The organism is Flavobacterium sp. WC2409 (assembly GCF_041200085.1).
Classification (GTDB): Bacteria; Bacteroidota; Bacteroidia; order Flavobacteriales; family Flavobacteriaceae; genus Flavobacterium.
This window is the reverse complement of the sequence record NZ_CP165625.1, coordinates 583,619-607,285: the sequence shown is the minus strand read 5'-3', so window position 1 is coordinate 607,285 and position 23,667 is coordinate 583,619. Positions and strand designations below refer to the sequence as shown.

General features: G+C 32.5%; 16 protein-coding genes. 14 read left to right on the top strand and 2 right to left on the bottom strand.

Features of this window, described 5'->3' with window-relative positions; genetic code table 11:
* Position 1: 1 nt before the first annotated feature.
* From AB3G34_RS02735 to uvrB, 7 genes are all read left to right on the top strand, one after another.
* On the top strand, positions 2-823 hold the full coding sequence (locus tag AB3G34_RS02735) for a DUF4249 domain-containing protein (RefSeq protein WP_369753374.1): 822 nt from the start codon (positions 2-4) through the stop codon (positions 821-823).
* A 127-nt stretch (positions 824-950) separates the two neighbouring features.
* Positions 951-1,613, top strand: a complete 663-nt coding sequence (locus AB3G34_RS02730) for a thiamine diphosphokinase (protein WP_367768247.1) — start codon at positions 951-953, stop codon at positions 1,611-1,613.
* A 115-nt stretch (positions 1,614-1,728) separates the two neighbouring features.
* Positions 1,729-2,673 (top strand): 23S rRNA (adenine(1618)-N(6))-methyltransferase RlmF, encoded by a 945-nt coding sequence (rlmF, locus tag AB3G34_RS02725; protein WP_367768244.1) that lies wholly within the window; start codon positions 1,729-1,731, stop codon positions 2,671-2,673.
* A gap of 451 nt (positions 2,674-3,124) precedes the next feature.
* Positions 3,125-3,736 carry an RNA polymerase sigma factor gene (locus AB3G34_RS02720; protein ID WP_369753372.1) on the top strand — a complete coding sequence of 204 codons (612 nt, stop codon included), beginning with the start codon at positions 3,125-3,127 and terminating at the stop codon, positions 3,734-3,736.
* Between the two features lie 84 nt (positions 3,737-3,820).
* Entirely contained in the window at positions 3,821-4,936 is a 1,116-nt protein-coding gene (locus tag AB3G34_RS02715) for a FecR family protein (RefSeq protein ID WP_367768240.1), read from the top strand.
* A gap of 159 nt (positions 4,937-5,095) precedes the next feature.
* Positions 5,096-8,437, top strand: a complete 3,342-nt coding sequence (locus AB3G34_RS02710; RefSeq protein ID WP_367768238.1) for a TonB-dependent receptor domain-containing protein — start codon at positions 5,096-5,098, stop codon at positions 8,435-8,437.
* 128 nt (positions 8,438-8,565) lie between these two features.
* The gene (gene uvrB, locus AB3G34_RS02705; RefSeq protein WP_369753370.1) at positions 8,566-10,557 is read left to right on the top strand and encodes an excinuclease ABC subunit UvrB; all 1,992 of its coding nucleotides are present in this window, start codon (positions 8,566-8,568) and stop codon (positions 10,555-10,557) included.
* Here uvrB and AB3G34_RS02700 read toward each other — a convergent pair.
* Positions 10,551-10,955 (bottom strand): excinuclease ABC subunit B, encoded by a 405-nt coding sequence (locus tag AB3G34_RS02700; RefSeq protein WP_367751796.1) that lies wholly within the window; start codon positions 10,953-10,955, stop codon positions 10,551-10,553. The two genes, uvrB and AB3G34_RS02700, sit on opposite strands and share 7 nt — an antisense overlap.
* Positions 10,956-10,992: 37 nt before the next feature.
* Between AB3G34_RS02700 and AB3G34_RS02695 the strand changes: the two genes are divergently transcribed.
* The 4 genes from AB3G34_RS02695 (at position 10,993) to AB3G34_RS02680 (ending at position 14,449) form a co-directional block, all read left to right on the top strand.
* Entirely contained in the window at positions 10,993-11,817 is an 825-nt protein-coding gene (locus AB3G34_RS02695; RefSeq protein ID WP_369753369.1) for an alpha/beta hydrolase, read from the top strand.
* 60 nt (positions 11,818-11,877) lie between these two features.
* Positions 11,878-12,891, top strand: coding sequence for a dipeptide epimerase (locus tag AB3G34_RS02690; RefSeq protein ID WP_369753368.1), 1,014 nt, complete (start codon positions 11,878-11,880; stop codon positions 12,889-12,891).
* 3 nt (positions 12,892-12,894) lie between these two features.
* Positions 12,895-13,920, top strand: a complete 1,026-nt coding sequence (locus AB3G34_RS02685) for an aminotransferase class I/II-fold pyridoxal phosphate-dependent enzyme (RefSeq protein ID WP_369753367.1) — start codon at positions 12,895-12,897, stop codon at positions 13,918-13,920.
* A 64-nt stretch (positions 13,921-13,984) separates the two neighbouring features.
* On the top strand, positions 13,985-14,449 hold the full coding sequence (locus AB3G34_RS02680; protein WP_369754074.1) for a DUF1456 family protein: 465 nt from the start codon (positions 13,985-13,987) through the stop codon (positions 14,447-14,449).
* Positions 14,450-14,534: 85 nt separating this feature from the next.
* Here the strand turns inward: AB3G34_RS02680 and sucC are convergent, their stop codons facing one another.
* Positions 14,535-15,728, bottom strand: a complete 1,194-nt coding sequence (sucC, locus tag AB3G34_RS02675) for an ADP-forming succinate--CoA ligase subunit beta (RefSeq protein ID WP_367768227.1) — start codon at positions 15,726-15,728, stop codon at positions 14,535-14,537.
* A 420-nt stretch (positions 15,729-16,148) separates the two neighbouring features.
* Between sucC and gltB the strand changes: the two genes are divergently transcribed.
* The 3 genes from gltB (at position 16,149) to lysA (ending at position 23,654) form a co-directional block, all read left to right on the top strand.
* Positions 16,149-20,669, top strand: coding sequence for a glutamate synthase large subunit (gene gltB, locus AB3G34_RS02670; protein WP_369753366.1), 4,521 nt, complete (start codon positions 16,149-16,151; stop codon positions 20,667-20,669).
* Positions 20,670-20,671: 2 nt separating this feature from the next.
* A complete protein-coding gene (locus AB3G34_RS02665; RefSeq protein WP_369753365.1) occupies positions 20,672-22,126 on the top strand; it encodes a glutamate synthase subunit beta in 1,455 nt (484 codons plus the stop codon).
* A 304-nt stretch (positions 22,127-22,430) separates the two neighbouring features.
* Positions 22,431-23,654, top strand: coding sequence for a diaminopimelate decarboxylase (gene lysA, locus AB3G34_RS02660; protein WP_369754073.1), 1,224 nt, complete (start codon positions 22,431-22,433; stop codon positions 23,652-23,654).
* Positions 23,655-23,667: the final 13 nt, after the last annotated feature.

Sequence of the window (23,667 nt, the reverse complement as noted above, 5' to 3'; positions counted from 1 at the left end):
AATGAAACATATAAATTTCTTAATAGCAGTGCTAACTACTCTTTTATTATGCAGTTGCGAGGAAGTGGTTCAAGTTAATTTAAAAACGGATTCACCAAAACTTGTTATAGAAGCATCTATTAATTGGTACAAAAACACCATAGGAAATAGACAAAGCATAAAGTTAACAACAACTACAAATTATTATGACAATTTGATACCTGTAGTTTCTGGAGCCACAGTTTATATAACAAATGCGACAAATGCTACTTTTATTTTTACAGAAGCACAACAAACAGGAGAATATATTTGCACTAATTTTATACCAAAAATAGACGAAACGTACACGCTAACAATCCTAAACGGCGGTCAAACCTACCATGCAACCGAAACCATGAAATCTATTGCACCCATAAGCGAAATTATTCAAAATAATGAAGGCGGCTTTACAGGAAACAATATAGAAATAAAGACATATTATACAGACCCTGCCAATGAGACAAATTATTATTTATACAAATACAGTTATTCCAATCAAGTAACTCAAAATTTTTATACTGATGAAGATACTTTTTTTCAAGGAAATCCTTTTTTTAGTATTTCACAATCTGATAATTTAAAAGTAGGCGATGAAGTCATAGTCACTCATTATGGCATCTCTAAACAATATTACAACTACATGAATGTACTAGTTAGCATCGCAGGAGGCAATGGTGGCGGGCCTTTCCAATCTCCCCCCGCAACTGTAAGAGGAAACATAATCAATACAACAAATAAAGAAGACTACCCTCTTGGTTATTTTTCATTAAGTGAAGTGGATACCAAAACGTATACAATACAATAAAAAAATTATATACTTAAAACCAATATAATTGTCTTAAAAAGGCACATTATAGAATTAAAAACTATTTTCTATCTTTACCCTGTTTTTTAAATTAACAATGACCACTTCCTAATCTTTACTCAAGAAAATGTCCTCACATCATATCGTCCGCGATGACCAAGAACCAGCATTAATAATAGCAAACGGTGCGTCATGCAATCCTGAATTATTAGGTCAATTATTAGAATGGTCTCCATTAGTAATTGTATTAGACTCTGCCATAGAAAGAGTAATGGAATTAGATATAAAAGTGGATGTATTACTCGGTGATTTTGATCGCGATTTTGATGCTAATTACTATAAAGAAAAACAATATCCAATTGAGATAGTACATACTCCTGATCAAAACAAAACCGATTTAGAAAAAGCTTTTGACTACCTCTATGAAAGAAAAATACCCGCTGTAAATGTAGTCTGGGCAACAGGAAGACGCACCGATCATACTATAACCAATTTGACAAACATAGTTCGTTATAGAGAAAAATTAAAAATTGTAATTTTAGACGACCACTCAAAAGTATTTCTTTTACCAAAAAAATTTGAAAAATGGTACACAGCAAATACTGTGATTTCATTAATCCCGATAGGACATGTGACAGGAATTCATTCAGAAAATTTATTTTATCCATTGCAAAATGACAGCTTAACTATTGGCTATAGAACTGGAAGCAGTAATCATGTTACTAAAGATGGAATTGTAATAATTGAGCATGCTGAAGGTGATTTATTGATGATGGAATGTTCCGATTGATTTTTAAATAAAAAACTAATCTGCAATAAAACATTATACCTATTCTTTTTTATATAACTTGCTGTCGACTTTGATGAAAAAATAAATTTTATCTTTGTCCTGAAATAATAAAATCATGTCTAAGACGATTACTGAGAAAACAAATTTACATCCAAGAAATCCACACCGATTCCGATACGATTTTAGCCTTTTAACAGAAAGACTTCCTGAATTACAACAACATGTTTCTATCAATGAACACGGTATTGAAACAATAGATTTTAGCGAACCTGAAGCTGTTAAGACTTTAAACAAAGCCTTATTAATTACATACTACAATATAAAATACTGGGATATTCCGAAAAATTATCTTTGCCCACCCATTCCCGGTAGAGCGGATTACATACACTATATCGCTGATTTATTAGCTTCAAGCAATAACGGTGTTATCCCCCAAGGCAATACAGTTGAAGGTTTAGATGTTGGAATTGGAGCTAATTGTATCTATCCAATAATAGGAAATTCAGTTTACGGTTGGAGTTTTGTAGGTACCGACATTGACGAGAAAGCAATTGAAAATTGTAGGAAAATAATTGAAGGAAACCCAAAGATGATAGATTCTATAAGTCTACAGCAACAGAATGAATCTCGTTTTATATTTAAAAACATCATTACACCCGAAGACAAGTTTGCATTTACTATTTGCAACCCTCCATTTCATTCTTCTCCAGAAGAAGCTTCAAAAAGTGCTTTAAGAAAAGTAAATAATCTAGAAAATACCAGAAAAACCACAAAAGCGGTTTTGAATTTTGGTGGACAAAATGCCGAATTGTGGTGTGAAGGTGGAGAACTTGGTTTTATCACTCAAATGATTTATGAAAGTGCTAAATACCCTATGCAATGCCTTTGGTTTACTACATTAGTATCAAAACAATCTCATCTTACTAGTATTTACAAAACACTGAATAAAGCAAACGTTGTTGAAATAAAGACAATTGACATGGCTCAAGGCCAAAAAATTAGCCGTATTGTTGCTTGGACATTTTTAAGTGAAAAACAGCAAAAAGAATGGAAGTTCTAAAATCATAAGAATGTAAGTTATTACAAACTCACTTTTTGAAGATCAAAAGAACTGAATTATAACTTATAGCATTAATAATACTTCAATAATAAATCTAAAATGAAGTTAAAAAAAGCCTTCATTATTAATTTAATAATGAAAGTGTGAAAAAATTATTTTACCAAAAAAAACACGCAACTAATTATCGATTGTTGTATTTCTCCCTATTTTTTAATAATAAAAACATGTTTTAACTTAATTTTATGTAAGTTTGAAAAAGTAATCAAAAAAAATAATTACCAAAATTACTAATTACGTTCCCTAGAGAGCTGTAATAAAAAAACAAACTAACTATAAATTGAACAATATCCGCCCCATTTATTGTTGCTTTTTTATTTGAATCTATTGGTATCAAACACCAAAATGTTTGTTTTAATTTATTATTTAGAAATGAATTAATCTTGATCAAATTGTGGAAAAGTTAAAACTACATACCGAAACTCTAGATGACTCCAAAATTTGGAAAAGTCTAAAAGAAGGCGACGAAAATGCTTTTTCAATACTCTTTAAAAAGCATTACCCGCATTTAGTACGTTATGGAAATTCGTTTATTCCCTTTCCTGAAAAAGTACAAGACTGTATTCAAGATGTATTTACTGATATTTGGATTTATAGAGAAAAATTATCTGATAATGTTGTCGTAAAAGCGTACTTATTATCTTGCGTTCGCAAGCGAATTAGGAGATTGCATGTTCGAGATCGCATTTTTTCACTTAGTAGCCCTATAGAAACACTTCCGTTTTTATTTGATTTTTCAATAGAACATAATTTAATAGCTGATGAAACTACTACCATAAAAGTTTCACATCTTAATCAATTAATTAACGATTTACCTTCTCGACAAAAAGAGGCTTTATATTTGCGTTACACTCAAGAATTATCTGTAGACCAAATTGCAGATACACTTGACATCAATTATCAGTCAGCCAACAACCTTTTACATCGCGCTTTATTAAGCATTCGAAGAGAATGGAGAACAAACGTTCCCCTAATTACACTTCTATTTTCATTTTTTTTCAAGTAAAAAAATAAAATTAAAAAAAAATCGCTTTTAGTGAGTATCCTTTTAGAAAAGGGTCCTCTATATAATTGTAATACTATTTTTTTAATGCAAGATCGCAACAAATATACAGATATAAAGCACTTTTTAGCTGACAATTCATTCCAATTATGGGTGTGCTCCAATGACGACCAATACTATTGGGAAGAATGGACATTAGAAAACTCAAGTCGGGCTAAACTAGTTGAAGAAGCACGGTTATGGCTTTTAGCTATGAAAGTTCCTAGTTCTAATCTATCTTCAGATCAAATCCAGAATGCATTAGAAGCAACTTGGAATAAAATTGAAATAAAAGAAAAAAATCAAAATAAAATTAACAAGCCTATAATTAAACTTTGGGGGCAAAAATGGTTAAATCGCGTTGCAGCAGTAGTACTAATAAGTTTATTAACTGGTTTTTTATACAACTATACAAATTCAGACAACAACAACTCATTAGTCTACAATAAGCTTATAGATGATAATAATGAAGGTTTAGTGGAGCAAACTAATAACTCAAACAAACCGCAAACCATTACATTATCAGATGGCAGTTCTGTATTATTACAACCTAAAAGTAAACTAAGTTATCCCAAAATATTTGTGGGAAATGAGAGAAAAGTGTATCTTTCTGGTGAAGGTTTTTTTGAAATTAGCAAAAATCCGAAAAAACCTTTTTTTGTATATGCTAATGAAATTGTTACTAAAGTTGTAGGAACTAGTTTTAAAATAAAAGCATACGCAGACCAACCTAATGTTGAAGTTGTTGTTAGAACAGGAAAAGTAAAAGTTTTGTCAAATCAACAAATCACAAATAAAAAAGACAATTTGATTGTTTTATTACCCAATCAAGCCCTACGATTTATTCGAAAAAGCGCCACTTTTAATAAAATAACTGACATTACACAGGATAAAGTATTAATTAATTCAACAAGTAATATTGAGCAATTAGGATTTGAATTCTCAGATATTCCTGTTGCTCAAATTTTAAAAACGATAGAACAAGCTTATTTAGTGAATATTGATTTTCCAAAAGCCAAGTTAAAAGACTGTTATCTTACTACATCATTAAGTGACCAGCCTTTACCTGAAAAACTTAAAATTATTTGCAAAAGTCTTGGAAACAATACTAGCTACGAAATGAATGGAAACCAAATTATTATTATATCAAATGGATGCAACTAACATAATATTGCCTATGAATAAATAGACTAAAAAAAAACGCCGAAAATACTGTAACATTCTCGACGCCTTGAATTAAAACAATTAGCTCTCTGTAAAGACTAATTGTTATGTTCTAAAAATAACCCAACTAACGAGTATTAATAAAAACAGACCAAAACTATGAAAAAAAACGTCCTCAACCAACGACTATTTATTCGAATTATGAAAATAACCTTATTACAATTAGTCTTAGCATTTGTCTTCTCCAGTGTGACATTTGCAAATACAATCAGAGGTCAAAAAAAACTAGATACAAAGATTTCAATCTCTGTAACTGATTTGAACTTAGATGTTGTTTTAACAAAAATTGAAAAATTGTCAAATGTGAAATTTTCGTACAATTCGAGAATGTCACAATTAAACCAAAAAGTAAATGTATATGCTGAAAACGAAGCATTATCAAGTGTACTTAATCGCATTTTAAAACCATTAAAAATTAATTATTCTGAAGTAAGCAACCAAATTGTTTTACAAAAGGAAGGTGCTAAAGTGGGTTTTAATGCAGGGATATTTTCTACATTTGATGCTGTAGCTGAAATCATTAAGGGACATGTAGTAGACGAAAGTGGAGAAGCATTACCTGGTGTTACAGTCCTTGTAAAAGGAACAAAAAAAGGAACTACAACTGATATAGATGGAAATTACAGTATAACAGCTGAAATTGGTGCTGTTTTACAATTCTCTTATGTAGGTTTAAAAACTGTAGAAATTACAGTAACAGGTACAACCGTTAATGTTACATTAGTAGGAAATGGTGAAACATTGCAAGATGTTGTTGTATTAGGTTCTCGTAGCAGTGCAAGAACAGTGACTGAATCTGCTGTTCCAATTGATGTTATTAGTATGAAAGATATATCTTCTCAAGGACCACAAGCCAACTTAAATCAGATTTTAAACATGGTTGCTCCATCGTTTACTTCTAATACTACTACAGTAGCGGATGGAACGGATCACATTGACCCAGCTCAATTAAGAGGTCTAGGACCGGACCAAGTTTTAGTTTTGGTTAATGGAAAAAGAAGACATACTTCATCATTAGTAAACATCAATGGATCTCCAGGTAGAGGATCAGTAGGAACCGATTTAAATGCTATTCCTGCTTTTGCAATTGATCGTATTGAAGTTTTAAGAGATGGTGCATCTGCTCAATATGGTTCTGATGCTATCGCTGGTGTAATTAACATCAATGTTAAGAAAGCTACAAACAAATTAGACATCAATATTTTAGGTGGAAGCAATGTATCTAGAGGTGCTAATGACCATAGAGGTGGTAGTGATGGAAACAATCTACAAATAGATTTGAACTACGGTACTAGTCTTGGTAAAGAAAAAAGTTTCATAAATGCTACAGGAAGTTTTCAATTAAGAGGACAAACGAGTAGAGCTAAAGATGCCACTGGAACTCTATTTAGTGCTTTTAATGCAATTGAACAAAGAGCTGCAGAAGCTGGAACAAATATTAATACTTTATGGGGAAATATTGGAACTCAAGCTGCCCCAACAGCTAATGAAGCTGGAATTGTTTCTGCTATTAAAACATATGCTCCTCAAGTAGGATATTTTACAACAGCTCAACAATCTTCTATTGCTAATGCAACTTCATTATATGGTGCAACAGGATTACAATCGGTATTAAATTTTGATGCAACAGATGGTGAATTGGCTTACAGAAAACTGGAAAGAAAAGATTTCAACATGAAAGTAGGACAATCTTCATTGGAAAGTGCACAGTTTTTCTTGAATGCTGCTTACCCAATCAATGAAAATCTTGAAGTATACGCTTTTGGTGGTACTAGTCATAGAACAGGTCAAGCAGAAGGTTTTTACAGAAGACCAAATCAATCTAGAGCTTATACTGCTTTGTTTCCTAATGGTTTTTTACCTGAAATTCATTCTACAATTAATGATATCTCGGCTGCTGCAGGAATTAGAGGTATGATCTTCAAAACTTGGAATTTTGATTTAAGTAATACTTTTGGTAGAAACTCTTTTGATTATAATATTGAAAACACATTAAATGCAACTTTAAGAGAAAATTCTCCTACTGAATTTGATGCTGGTGGATTGGCTTTTTCTCAAAATACAACTAACTTTGATACGTCTAGAAAATTTGACAAATTAAACGTTGCTTTTGGTGCTGAATACAGACATGAGAATTTTCAAATTAATGCTGGAGTACCAGATTCTTATAATCAATATGACATCAACGGTGGTATTGTAACAGGAACTACAGCTTCTGAATTAAAAGTAACTGACTTTTATGGTTCTGCAAGACCTGGTGGATCACAAGTTTTTCCTGGTTTCAAACCATCAAATACAGTTGATAAAGGTCGTAACAGTGTAGCTTTATATACTGATTTAGAATATGATGTTACAGAAAAATGGTTAGTAAACGGAGCACTTCGTTTCGAAAATTATTCTGATTTTGGTAACACTACAAATTATAAATTAGCGACTCGTTATAAATTAACAGATAACATTAACTTACGTGGTGCTGTTTCTACTGGATTTAGAGCTCCTTCATTACACCAAATTTATTTTAATTCAACAGCTACACAATTCGTAGGTGGTGTACCATTTGAAGTAGGAACATTCAGTAATGATTCGCAAGCTGCTAAATTATTAGGAATTCCACAATTAAAACAAGAAGAATCTCAAAGTGCAAGTGTTGGTTTTACTGCAAAAATACCTGAAGCTAAACTTACTTTGACTGCTGATGCCTATATTGTTAAAATTAATGACAGAGTAGTACTTACAGATCAATTTTCTAGACCTGGAGGAACTCCTGCAGCTGGAACTCCTGCAGCACAATTAAACACTTTGTTTGATAATGCAAATGCTACTGCGGCAACTTTCTTTGCAAATGCAATTGATACTGAGTCAAGAGGAATCGATGTTGTTATAAGCCACAAAGCAAATGTTGGAAATGGTTTAACATTAAAAACTGATTTATCAGGAACATTATCAAGTACAAAAAGAGTTGGTAATATTCACGCTTCACAAATTTTAACAGATAACGGGCAAATTAACCGTTACTATTCTGAATCAAGTAGAGTATATCTTCAAGAAGCTGTGCCAAGAGTTAAAGCTAATTTAACAAACTCATTGTCTGTGAAAAAATTCGATTTCTTCTTGAGAAATGTGTACTTCGGTCAAGTTACAGATCCAAATACTGCTGATGCAAATGGAGATGGAACTATTGACACTGCTGTAGTAAATGGTCAAACTGTTGCTGTTGAACATCCAGTTTGGGGAGCAAGAGTAATAACTGATCTATCTGTAGGATATAAATTTACTGATAATGTTAAAGTTGTAGTAGGTGCAAACAATATTTTTGATGTGTATCCAGACGAAAATTTAGAATCATTAAAAAGTTCTAATCAATTTACTTATTCAAGAAATGTATCTCAATTTGGACAAAACGGAAGATTCGTTTTTGCTAGATTAAGCTTAAGTTTCTAATAAGAATTATTTTATTGATCAAAACCATCATGTTCGCATGATGGTTTTTTTTTTAGAATTAACTTCCGTCCAGAATAGTTATAAACTTCGTAACTTTGTAACTCTAAAAACTTTGCCCCAAAATACCAATGAATTTTCAAGTCGTATCAGATTACCTACCCAAAGGCGACCAGCCACAAGCTATTGAAAAATTAACTCAAGGAATTGTTGATGGTGAAAAATTCCAAACATTATTAGGAGTTACCGGTTCTGGTAAAACTTTTACGGTTGCTAACGTCATTCAGGAAGTACAAAGACCCACATTAGTTTTAGCACACAATAAAACTTTGGCCGCACAATTATATTCAGAGTTCAAGCAGTTTTTCCCAAATAATGCTGTAGAATATTTCGTCTCTTATTATGATTATTACCAACCCGAAGCTTTTATGCCTGTTACTGGAGTCTTTATTGAAAAAGATTTATCAATCAATGAAGAACTAGAGAAAATGCGTTTAAGTACTACCTCTTCCCTGCTTTCTGGAAGAAGAGATATATTAGTTGTCGCATCCGTTTCTTGTTTATATGGTATTGGAAATCCAGTGGAATTTCAAAAAAATGTAATTGAAATTGAAAGAGATCAAACCATTTCACGAACCAAATTATTACACAGCTTAGTGCAGAGTTTATATTCCAGAACTGAAGCTGAATTTACTCCCGGAAATTTTAGGATAAAAGGAGATACTGTAGAAGTATATCCAAGTTATGCAGATGATGCTTTTCGCATACATTTTTTTGGGGATGAAATTGAAGAAATTGAATCTTTTGACATAAAAACAGCTGCTGTAATTGAAAAATTCGAAAAACTAACGATTTACCCAGCAAATATGTTTGTGACTTCACCAGATGTATTACAAGGTGCAATTTGGGAAATACAACAAGACTTAGTCAAACAAGTCGATTATTTTAAAGAAATAGGAAAACACCTTGAAGCAAAACGCTTGGAAGAACGTACCAATTTTGATTTAGAAATGATTAGAGAATTGGGATATTGCTCTGGAATAGAAAATTACTCCCGCTACCTCGATGGTAGACTAGCTGGAACTAGACCATTCTGTTTATTAGATTATTTTCCAAAAGATTTTTTAATGGTTGTAGACGAAAGTCACGTGACCTTATCACAAGTACATGCCATGTATGGAGGTGACCGTTCTCGAAAAGAAAATTTAGTCGAGTATGGATTTAGACTGCCTGCCGCAATGGACAATAGACCTTTAAAATTTGAGGAATTTGAAGCCATGCAAAACCAAGTAATCTATGTTTCAGCAACTCCTGCCGACTATGAATTACAAAAAACGGATGGCGTAGTTGTTGAACAAGTAATTCGACCTACTGGATTATTAGATCCTATTATAGAAATCCGACCTAGTTTAAACCAAATTGACGATTTAATTGAAGAAATTCAAGTGAGATGCGAATTAGACGAACGCGTTCTTGTAACAACATTAACCAAAAGAATGGCAGAAGAATTAGCCAAATACTTAACAAAGGTTAATATTCGTTGTCGCTATATACATTCGGATGTTGATACCTTAGAACGAATTGAAATCATGCAAGATTTGCGAAAAGGTATCTTTGATGTATTAATTGGGGTAAACCTACTACGTGAAGGTTTAGATTTACCCGAAGTATCACTCGTTGCAATTTTAGATGCTGATAAAGAAGGTTTCTTAAGAAGCCATCGATCATTGACTCAAACCATTGGTAGAGCAGCCAGAAATCTAAACGGTAAAGCGATAATGTACGCGGATAAAATTACTGCCAGCATGCAAAAAACGATTGACGAAACAAACTATCGCAGAACGAAACAAATAAACTTTAATACCGAAAACAATCAAATACCTCAAGCATTAAACAAGAAAATCGATAGTGCTTTTACTAAAAATCCCCTGGTAGAATATGAATTAGGACATACATTAAATACCGCAGCAGAAACAGTAACTGAATATTTATCAAAAGATCAAATAGAAAAACGCATTCGAGAAAAACGCAAATCTATGGAGAAAGCAGCTAAAGAACTGGATTTTATGCAAGCAGCAAAATTACGTGATGAAATTAAAATGCTTCAAGAGCAACTTCATTGATCATGAAATTCCTTATAAATTTTCAATAATGCTTCTGGTGAGATAACAGTATTAGGTGATTTTTCCATCTTTTTAAGTACTCGTTTTGTAGCATCCGGATTTATTCCCATGCTAATAGAAATTTGATGAATCGTATTAGACTCATTTGCATTTAAAATACGTCCTTTATGCATTAAAAATGCTAAACGATAAAACTGCTGCATACGTCTAAATCCTGTTTTAGCAGCCATTTTAGGTAATTCTAAAAGGAATAAATTATTAAAATCACCTTTTTCTAAATCTAAAGCATTCGCAATAACAAATAAAAAGTCATAGTCTTTTTTAGGTAAAACACCATTCTCAGTAGAAAAAGTAATCATATCTAAAAGTAAGCTCTTTTTTTCTTCGTAAGTATCCATTAATATAATTTTTTTTAGCTAAAATATCGTTTTTAAAATGAAAAACAAAGACCAAACAGTGATTCAACAATTTAATCTATTATTCCTATTTTTTTTAACATCTATAGGTTTATTTGCACAACAAAGTACAGCGACAAAACAAGTGTCTACTTTTACCATTAATGCACCACAATTAAATACAACAAAAAAAATATGGGTCTATCTTCCAAAGGATTATTACGACACTAATAAAAAATTTTCTGTTTTATATATGCATGATGCTCAAAATCTATTTGACTCCAAAACATCTTATGCAGGAGAATGGAATGTGGACGAAAAATTAGATAGTATTAATGCCCAAATAATTGTTATTGGAATTGAACATGGTAATGAAAAACGAATCGATGAATTGACTCCCTATAAAAATGAAAAATATGGAGGAGGAAATGCGGATGCCTATCTAAAGTTTATTGTTGAAACTTTGAAACCAAAAGTAGACAGCACTTATAGGACCAAAACGAAATTTAGAAATACAATTATTATGGGAAGCTCTTTAGGTGGTCTTACCTCCTATTATGCAGTTTTAAAATACCCAAAAGTATTTGGAAAAGCGGGTGTTTTTTCCCCTTCATTTTGGTTTAGTAAAGACATATATAGTCTTACCGAAAATTCAAAAAAAATAAACTCCAAAATCTACTTTCTTTGTGGTGATAATGAAAGTGAAGAGATGGTTTCTGATCTCAACAGAATGGAATATTTACTAAATACAAATAGATGTTATTGCCTCCATTTAAATGAAAAAAAAATAGTTAAAGGGGGACAACACAATGAAAAATTATGGCGTGATGGTTTTATAAAAGCATTACTATGGCTTGGTTACTAAAGCTTTTGTGTGAAATTTTAATATAATTACATTACTTTTAAAGTATTAAATCCAAAATAAATGAAATTAATAGTAAAAGAATACATCCTAAAACTAAAACATACATTTACAATATCAAGAGAATCCATTGATGTACAACCCTCTTTAATTGTTGAATTAGAAAGCGAAGGATTTTCTGGCTACGGAGAAGCAACGTCAAATCCATATTATAACATTACAGTTCCAATGATGATTGCCGATTTAAATAAAATTCGTCCCATTATCGAAGAATCTGAAAATCAAACACCAGAAGAATTTTGGCAAATGATGCACCCCTATTTAAAAGAAAATATGTTCGCTTTATGCGCTTTAGATATGGCATATACTGATTTATACGCTCGTAAAAAAGGAAAAAAACTATATGAATATTGGAACTACACAATTGAAAACAATCCATTAACCGACTATACAATTGGAATTGCATCAATAGACAAAATGGTCTCAAAAATGAAAGAACTTCCATGGCCTATTTATAAAATAAAATTAGGAACACACGAAGATATTGCCATAGTAAAAGAACTTAGAAAACATACAGATGCCATTTTTAGAATAGATGCAAATTGTGGTTGGGGAATTGAAGAAACCATCAACAACGCAGTTGAATTAAAAAAATTAGGTGTAGAATTTCTAGAACAACCTATGAAAGCAGACAATTGGGACGCACATAAAGAAGTTTTCAAATATTCGGTTTTACCAATAATTGCAGATGAAAGCTGCATTATAGAAGAAGATGTTGCTAAATGTTACAATCATTTTCATGGGGTGAATATTAAACTTGTAAAATGCGGTGGGTTAACTCCTGGAAAAAGGATGATCGAGCAAGCAAAAAAATTAGGGTTAAAAACAATGGTGGGTTGCATGACTGAATCATCAGTAGGAATTTCAGCCATTGCTCATTTATTACCACAATTAGATTATGTAGACATGGATGGTGCCTTACTCCTGGCAGAAGACATTGCAGATGGTGTTACTATAAAAGAGGGTGAAATTAGTTATTCTAAACTTAATGGTACCGGAGTTATTTTAAAACAATAAAAAATGAAAGTTAATTCGTTTCCTAATAGAATCCTTAAAGTTGAAAATGAAAATTATTTATATTTTGGAGGAACTGCCTACTTGGGGTTACCAACAAATAAAAAATTTCAAAAAATACTTATCAGTAATATTTTACAATGGGGAACTGCATATGGCAGCTCAAGAAGTGCAAATGTAAAATTAACTGCATACGAAAAAGGCGAAAAATTTCTAGCTAGATTTATCAAAGCCGAAGCAACAATTACTGTTTCTTCGGGCATGTTAGCAGGTAAAATTACTATTGATGTATTGCAATCTCAAACAGATCAATTTTTTCATTATCCCAACATACATACTGCAATAAAAAGTGCAAACAGTATTCCGTTTTTCGTTCAAAACGAAATGAATCCAAGACTATTAGACAATTTAAAAGAAAGAATTACAATTCTTACTGATGCTGTTCCTTCTTTTAATACAGAACCAATTGATCTTTCATTTCTAAATTTTATACCCGCTAATAAAGAGATTACTTTAGTGCTAGACGAATCCCATTCTCTTGGTATTTTGGGAACTAATGGTTGTGGTATTTTTTCATCTATAGCCTATCCAAATGTTAAGCGAAAAATTATGTTATCCTCTTTAGGAAAAGCCTTTGGATTAACAGGAGGCGTAATTGCTAGTGATGCTGAATTTATTCAACAAATAAGGAAAAACGACAGTTTTGTTTCTAGTGCAGGAATGAATCCAGCATTTGTCCAAACAATAGCTAATGCTGAAAAAATATACATCAAACAACATCAAAAACTAAAAGACAACTTATCGTACCTTAAAAAAAACTTGAATAAAAACGAAGCGTTCAATTTTAACGGTGATTACCCTTTAATTTACCTCGAAAATGATGCAATTAATCCCATTTTAATAGAAAATAAAATAATAATTGCTAATTTCAAATATGCATCGGAAATTAAAGATTTGAATCGAATTGTAATTACTGCAAACCACAAAAAAGAAGATCTAGATAAAATAATTGAAGTTTTAAACCAATTCTAATTCTCAAATTAAAATTGATGCGCAATTCGTTTTAAAACGTACCTTTGTAAAAAAATAGAATATGATGACAAATAACGATATCTTTAAAAAATTACGTGTTGCCTTAATGCTACGTGACGACCAAATAGTTGAAATTTTAGAATTGGTAGATTTTAGAATTACTAAATCAGAATTAGGTGCATTTTTCCGTGACGAAAAACACGAAAACTATATGGAATGTGGCGATCAAGTATTGCGTAATTTTCTAAACGGATTAGTTATACATTTACGCGGAACAAAAGAAAATCCAAAAAATCCAAATGATGTTTTAGCAAAACACAAAGCGCAAATTCCTGTTAAGGACGCAACTAAAGAAAGAAAGGAATTCAAGGCTAAACCAAGAGACGAAGAAAAGTCTAGAGGTGATGAAGCGCCATCAAAAACTAGCGCAGCTAAAAAACCTTCCAAAAAACAATATCCAAAAGGAAATGCAAAAGTACAGGTCGTAGAAAAAGTAAAATACAATTTCGGAAAGAACAAAAAATCATAAATAAAGACAAATCACTCTTTATAATTATAACAAAAAAATCCTAAGCTTTCACTTAGGATTTTTTGATATATACTCTTTTTTCTATTTAAGAAAGTGCTGCTTTAACTTGATCAGCTGCTTCTTGAAATTCAACAGCAGATAAAATTGGCATTCCTGAATTATCAATTAATTCTTTTGCAATAGCTGCATTAGTACCTTGTAAACGAACAATGATTGGTACTTTAATTGCATCACCCATGTTTTTGTAAGCATCAACAACTCCTTGTGCCACACGGTCACAACGAACAATACCTCCAAAAATATTAATCAAAATTGCTTTTACGTTTGGATCTTTTAAGATAATACGGAAAGCAGTTTCAACACGTTTTGCATCAGCAGTTCCACCTACGTCAAGAAAGTTTGCAGGTTCAAAACCAGCATACTTAATTAAATCCATAGTTGCCATTGCTAATCCAGCTCCGTTAACCATACATCCTACTGTACCATCAAGATCAACATAATTTAATCCTACTTCTTTAGCTTCTACTTCGATTGGATTCTCCTCACGGATATCACGCATGTCAGCATATTTCTTTTGTCTGTATAAAGCATTATCATCGATATTTACTTTAGCATCAACAGCCATTATTTTATTATCAGATGTTTTCAAAACTGGATTGATTTCAAACATTGAAGCATCAGAACCAATATATGCATTATATAAAGAGTCAATGAATTTCACCATTTCTTTGAAAGCATTTCCAGAAAGACCTAAATTAAAAGCAATTCTTCTTGCTTGAAAACCTTGTAATCCAACAGAAGGATCAACTTCTTCAGTAAAAATTAAATGTGGAGTATGCTCAGCAACTTCTTCAATATCCATTCCACCTTCAGTAGAATACATAATCATGTTACGACCAGTCGCTCTATTCAACAAAACAGAAACATAAAACTCAGAAGTTTCAGATTCACCAGGATAATAAACATCTTCAGCGATTAAAACTTTATGCACTTTTTTACCTTCAGCAGATGTTTGAGGTGTTACTAATTGCATTCCAATAATTTGTTCTGAAATTTCTTCAACTTGTTGTAAATTTTTAGCAAGCTTAACTCCACCACCTTTTCCACGTCCACCTGCATGAACTTGTGCTTTTACAACATACCAACTCGTTCCCGTTTCAGTAGTTAATTGTTTAGCAGCAGCAACAGCTTCTACTGGACTATTAGCAACGATTCCGCGTTGAATGCGAACTCCGTAGCTAGCTAAAATCTCTTTTCCTTGATATTCGTGTATGTTCATAATATAGAATTTGTCTGGATTCTGAAGTTATTTCAGAATATAAGTGGCACAAAAATAGCAAAATTCATCTAAACAGAGAAATCTTTTTCCTATTTAAAATTTCAAAAATGTTACACAAAAAAATACAACAAGAGAAACAAACATAATTAGCGCATAAATTAAAAATAAAAACAAGCGAAAGGTATTGCTATAACGTTTGAAATATAATTTGTAAATTTGATAAGAACTACAATAATTGCCTATCTAATACAATTCAAAACAAACGCTATTGACGAATTAACAATACACAGGTACTTAAACACCATTATTATTATTAATTAAACGTTTTTCTATTATTACTATAAAAATAAGACGCATTGCTTGTTTTGGATACATTATATTCAATGAAATCTTTATTTTTGTAGAAAAAAATTATAAAGCATGAAAGTTAAAGAACAAGGCCTTTATTTGCCTGAATTTGAACACGACAACTGTGGCGCGGGATTTATTTGTAATTTAAACGGAATAAAATCTAACGATATCATTCATAAGGCACTTGATATTCTAATTAAATTAGAACATCGTGGTGCTGTAAGTGCTGACGGAAGAACTGGAGATGGAGCAGGAATTCTTTTTGATATTCCTCATGATTTTTTTAAAAAAGTATGTGACTTTGAAATCCCAGCAACAAGGGAGTATGCAGTAGGAATGGTTTTTTTACCAAAAAAGAAAAACCAAGCTAAATTTTGCATGGATACTTTTGAAAAAACGGTACAAGATCAAAATTTAAAAATTTTAGGTTGGAGAGATGTTCCTGTTGATGTTACAAATCTAGGACAAATCGCAGCCGAAAAAGAACCTACAGTTAAACAAGTATTTATAGGTAAAAATGGTTTAGAATTGACAGAACAACAATTCAATGCTAAATTATTTGCTGCCAGAAAAATAGGAGAACATTTAATTCTGAAATCAAAAACTTCAGAAAGTCACATGTTTTACTTCTCTAGTTTATCAACGACAACAATAATATATAAAGGATTACTAATGCCCGAAGATATCAGTAGATATTACACGGACTTAACGGATACTGATTTAGTAACACGTTTAGCATTAGTACACCAGCGATTTTCTACCAATACATTCCCTTCTTGGGAATTAGCACAACCGTTTAGATACATGTGTCATAATGGTGAAATCAATACACTTCGTGGAAACGTAAGTAGAATGCGTGCTCGTGAAGAATTGATGAAAAGTGAGGTTTTTGGAGAAGATATTAAAAAAATGTTCCCTATTATATTAGAAGGAAAATCAGATTCAGCTTCTATGGATATGGTTGTAGAATTGTTATTGATGACTGGACGTACACTTCCAGAAGCAATGATGATGGTAGTTCCTGAAGCTTGGGAAAAACACCAAACCATGTCGGATGAAAAGAAAGCATTCTATGAATACAACTCTTGTATCATGGAACCATGGGATGGTCCTGCTTCTATTCCGTTTACCGATGGAAATGTGATTGGTGCATTATTAGATAGAAATGGACTTCGTCCTTCTCGATATACATTAACAAAAACTGGTTTTGTAATTATGGCTTCAGAAATTGGAGTTCTTGATATAAATCCTGAAGATGTTGTTCAACACGGTCGTTTGGAGCCAGGAAAAATGTTCCTTGTGGACATGAATGAAGGTCGTATCATTGAAGATGATGAGATAAAAAATGCAGTTGTTACTAAACGTCCCTATAGACAATGGTTGAATGAAAATCTTCTTCCATTAGCTAAAGTTCCTTATACCAATAATGAAACTCCGACAGAGAATATTGACTTTGAAACGAGATTACGTTTATTTGGATACTCAATAGAAGATGTAAAAACCATTATAACCCCAATGGGTGCTAATGGAGCTGAGGCAATTAGCTCAATGGGTAATGATACTCCATTGGCTGTATTATCAGAACAACCACAACTATTATACAACTATTTTAAACAATTATTTGCTCAAGTTACTAATCCACCTTTGGATGGTATTCGTGAAGAAATAATTACAGATATTAGTTTAGCTATTGGTGGTGATTATAATATTTTTGATATTGAAGCTAAACAATGTAAAAAATTAAAAATCCAAAATCCAGTTATCTCTAAAGAGGATTTAGATAAAATAAAAAATATTGACCATGCCGATTTTAAATCTGCTTCTATTTCTACTCTATACAAAATAGAAAAAGGAGTTAATGGTATAGAGCGTGCATTAGAAAAATGTGTTCAGGCAACTTATAAAGCAGTTAGCGAAGGACATAATATAATCATACTTTCTGATAGAGGTGTTACTGAAAAAATGGCACCAATACCTATGCTATTAGCATGTTCTTATATTCATCATTCATTGAATAAATTACAAGTTCGTTCAAAATTTGGAATTATCATTGAATCTGCCGAACCACGTGAACCACATCATTTCGCCTTATTATTTGGTTATGGAGCAAGCGCTATCAATCCATATTTAGTAAATGAAATTATACGTGACCAAGTTGACAAAGGCTTTATTACTAATGTAAAAGCGGATTACGCAATTTCAAACTACAACAAAGCGATTGCTAAAGGAATTTTGAAAATCATGAATAAAATTGGTATCTCTACTTTACATTCGTATAGAGCTGCCCAAATTTTTGAAATATTAGGTCTTAATAAAACCTTTTCTACAAAATATTTTCCATATACTCCATCACGAATTGAAGGGATTGGGTTAAATGAAATCGAAAAAGAAGTTAAAAAAAGACACCAAAAAGCTTTCCCAAATTCTAAAATTGCAAGTTTATTACCTTTAGAAATTGGTGGAATATATAGATGGAGAAGAACAGGTGAAAAACACATGTTCAATCCAACTACAATTGCTAAATTACAGCAAGCAGTACGTTTAAACAGTCCAGAAAGTTATAAAGAATATTCTACAATGGTCAACGAGCAAAGCTCAAATTTAATGACTATTAGAGGTTTATTCGAATTTAATAATTTAGATCCAATTTCTATTGATGAAGTAGAACCTTGGACTGAAATTGTAAAAAAATTCAAAACTGGAGCGATGTCTTATGGATCTATTAGCCAGGAAGCCCATGAAAACTTGGCAATTGCCATGAATAGAATTGGTGGAAAAAGTAATTCTGGAGAAGGTGGAGAAGATCCAAAACGTTTCCAAAAAGAATTAAATGGAGATTCTAAAAACAGTGCTATTAAGCAAGTTGCTTCAGGCCGTTTTGGAGTATCTATCAATTATTTGACAAGTGCCAAAGAGATTCAAATTAAAATGGCTCAAGGTGCTAAACCTGGAGAGGGTGGTCAATTACCTGGTGAAAAAGTGGTGCCTTGGATTGCTAAAGTTAGAAATTCAACTCCTTATGTTGGATTAATTTCTCCTCCTCCACATCACGATATTTACTCTATTGAAGATTTATCTCAATTAATATTCGATTTAAAAAATGCAAATCGTGATGCACGTGTAAACGTAAAATTAGTATCTGAAGTTGGTGTTGGAACAATCGCAGCCGGAGTTGCTAAAGCAAAAGCTGATGTCATTTTAATTTCTGGATACGATGGAGGAACTGGAGCCGCTCCATTAACTTCATTACAACATACTGGTATTCCTTGGGAACTTGGTTTAGCCGAAGCGCAACAAACTTTAATCTTAAATGACTTAAGAAGTCGTGTCGTATTAGAATGTGATGGACAATTGAAAACAGGACGTGATGTCGCTATTGCAGCATTGCTTGGAGCAGAAGAATTTGGTTTTGCTACAGCACCACTAGTTGCATCAGGTTGTATCATGATGAGAGCTTGTCATTTAAATACCTGCCCAGTAGGTATTGCAACTCAAGATCCTGAATTGAGAAAAAATTTCAAAGGAACACCTGAGCATATCATTAACTTCATGTATTTCATTGCTGAAGAGTTAAGAGAAATCATGGCTCAATTAGGTTTCAGAACCTTGAAAGAAATGGTAGGACAATCACAAAAACTGAATGTTAATAAAGCAATTAAGCATTATAAAGCAAACGGATTAGATCTATCTACTATTTTATACAAACCAGAAAAAGCGAAGACAGTACCTAATCACAATACAACAACTCAAGATCACGGACTTGATAATGTACTTGATTTTGAAATCATAAAAGCGGCTATTCCTTCTATTTATAGAAAAGAAAAAACAAGAGTTACTTTTGATATCAAAAATACGGACCGTTCAGTTGGAGCAATTTTAAGTAATGAAATTTCAAAAATATATGGTGCACAAGGTTTACCTGAAGACACAATATTAGTAGATTTCACGGGTTCTGCAGGTCAAAGTTTTGGTGCATTTGCAACCAATGGATTATCATTTAAAATTCATGGAAACTGTAATGATTACTTAGGAAAAGGACTTTCGGGAGGTAAATTAATTATCAAAGTACCACCTACAGCTACATTTAAACCGGAGGAAAACATCATCATCGGTAACGTGGCCCTTTATGGAGCTATAACTGGTGAAGCATACATTAATGGTATGGCTGGAGAACGTTTCTGCGTTAGAAATTCTGGAGCAACAGCAGTTGTTGAAGGAATTGGAGATCATGGTTGTGAATACATGACTGGAGGTACAGTTGCTGTGCTAGGAAGAACAGGAAGAAATTTCGCTGCGGGAATGAGTGGTGGTGTTGCCTATGTTTTTGACGAACAAAAACAATTTGAAAATGGATTATGCAATATGGAAATGGTTGCCTTAGAAACTTTGGAAGAAGAAGATTTAACTAAACTGAAACGTTTAATTAAAAACCATTCCATGTATACCAATAGTCCATTAGCAAAAAGACTTTTAGAAGACTGGGAAAACCAACAAAAACATTTTATCAAAGTAATGCCAAAAGATTATAAAATAGCATTACAAAGATTAGCAGAAGAAAAGAAAATTGAAGAACTAATAGCAACAGCATAGTTATGGGAAAGATAGGCGGATTTAAAGAATACGATAGAACAGACGAAAGTAATATAGCAGTACAAGAAAGAGTAGTAAATTACAATGAATTTACTATTCCGTTATCAAAAGAAAAGATAAAAGAGCAAGGTTCAAGATGTATGGATTGCGGAATCCCATTTTGCCATAGTTCATGTCCATTAGGAAATTTAATTCCAGATTTTAACGACATGGTACATCAAGAAGAATGGCAAAGTGCCTTGGAGATTTTACAATCTACCAATAACTTTCCAGAATTCACAGGTCGCTTATGCCCTGCTCCATGTGAAAAATCATGTGTATTAGGAATTATTGAAGAGCCAGTTGCTATTGAAAATATTGAGAAAAACATTATCGAAAGAGGTTTCGCTGAAGGATGGATAAAACCACAAACTCCTGCAACAAGAACTGGAAAAACAGTAGCCGTAATTGGGTCTGGGCCAGCCGGATTAGCAGCAGCACAACAATTAAATCGTGCTGGACACACAGTAACTGTTTTCGAAAGAGACAATGCAATAGGTGGTTTACTACGTTATGGAATTCCAAATTTTAAATTAGAAAAAGGAATTATCGACAGACGTGTGAAAATTCTAGAACTTGAAGGAATCACTTTTAAAACTAACGTAAATGTTGGCGTAAATTATAGCGTTGATCAATTAAATGAATTTGATTCAATTGTTTTATGTGGTGGTGCTACTGAAAGAAGAAGCTTGCCTACAAAAGGAATTGAAACAAAAGGAGTCGTTCAAGCAATGGACTTTTTAACGCAACAAACTAAAGTACTTTACGGTGAGGATATTCCTAACCAAATCAAAGCTACTGGTAAAGATGTTATCGTGATTGGTGGTGGAGATACTGGTTCTGACTGTGTTGGAACTTCAAACAGACACGGTGCAAAATCGGTTACTAATTTTGAAATCATGCCAAAACCTCCAGTAGGAAGAAGCGAGACTACACCTTGGCCATTTTGGCCTTTGCAACTTAAAACTTCATCTTCACATGAAGAAGGATGTGATAGAAACTGGTTAATAAACACTAAAGAATTTATCGCAAATGATAAAGGTGAATTAGTTGGATTAAAAACTGTTGAAGTGGCTTGGAAAATAACTCCAGGACAAAGACCAGAATTAATTGAAAAAGAAGGATCCGAAAAAACTTGGCCTTGTGATTTAGCATTACTTGCTTTAGGATTTACTGGTCCTGAAAAAACTTTAAGCGAGCAATTAGGGCTAGAAACAGATATGAGAAGTAATTACAAAGCAACTAACTATCAAACTAATGTACCTAATATTTTCACTGCTGGAGATATGCGTCGCGGACAATCGTTAATTGTTTGGGCAATATCAGAAGGTCGCGAAGCGGCACGTGAAGTGGACTTCTACTTGATGGGGTCTACCAACTTACCTACTAAAGGTACTGGAGATTTACCAAGTTTGTAATTTCAAATAAACAATATAAAATGACTGCCAAATCTATTTTTGGGCAGTCATTTTTTAGTTTTAGGAGGTGTCCATACATCCACTATCGTTACTGTATGGTCGGGCTGTACGCTTCAAGTCCTCGTCGCTTTCGTAAAAACTACAGCGACTGTGGGCTATACGCTACCATCCCTCACCCGAAAAATTAAAATAACACAAATAAATAGCAATATTGTTTATTTTGTAACTTTTTGTTACAATTTGTTAGAATTTGTAAAATCGCTTGTGAGAACAAATAAAGAATAATAAATTTGCTAAAAATAATATAACAATGCAATCAAAAGACTTACTTCAGCTAGCAGAACAATTTGGCAGTCCATTATACGTTTATGATGCCGATAAAATAAAATCACAATACAACAGATTAACAAAAGCATTTTCTAAAGTTGAGAAGTTACGCATCAATTATGCAATGAAAGCATTATCTAATGTTGCTATTTTACAACTATTAAAAGAAATGGGATCGGGACTTGATACCGTATCAATTCAAGAAGTACAATTAGGACTTCATGCAGGATATGATCCAGAAAAAATATTTTATACTCCAAACGGTGTATCTCTTGAGGAAATTGAAGAAGTACATGCTTTAGGAGTTCAAATCAATATTGATAACTTATCTATATTGGAGCAATTCGGTGCTAAACACCCAAATGTTCCTGTTTGTATCCGAATCAATCCTCACGTAATGGCAGGTGGAAATGCTAATATTTCAGTAGGTCATATTGATAGCAAATTCGGAATATCTGTTCATCAATTACCTCACTTAGTTCGTATTGTTGAAAATACTAAAATGAACATTGTTGGTATTCACATGCATACTGGTTCAGATATTTTAGATATTGAAGTATTCTTATACGCTGCCGAAATTTTATTTGATGCAGCAAAAAACTTCAAAAACTTAGAGTTCTTAGATTTTGGAAGCGGATTCAAAGTGCCTTACAAAAAAGACGATATCGAAACAGATATTGAAGAATTAGGAAAGAAATTAACTAAAAGATTCAATGCTTTCTGTACAGAGTATGGAAAAGAATTGACATTAATATTCGAACCAGGTAAATTTCTAGTGAGTGAAGCTGGGTCTTTTTTAGTAAAAGTAAATGTAATCAAACAAACAACATCAACCGTATTTGCTGGAGTTGATAGTGGATTCAACCATTTAATACGTCCAATGTTATACGGATCTCAACATCATATTGACAATATATCAAATCCAAAAGGAAAAGAACGTTTCTATTCCGTTGTAGGATATATTTGCGAAACAGATACTTTTGCAAGCAATAGAAGAATCCCTGAAATAAAAGAAGGTGACATATTAAGTTTTAGAAATGCAGGTGCTTATTGTTATTCAATGGCATCCAATTATAATTCACGATACAAACCAGCTGAAGTATTATGGATGAATGGCCAAGGTCACTTAATACGTGCTCATGAAACATTTGAAGACTTATTAAAAAATCAAATTCCATTACCAGTAGAAGCTACTGTTTAAAAATAAAATCAAA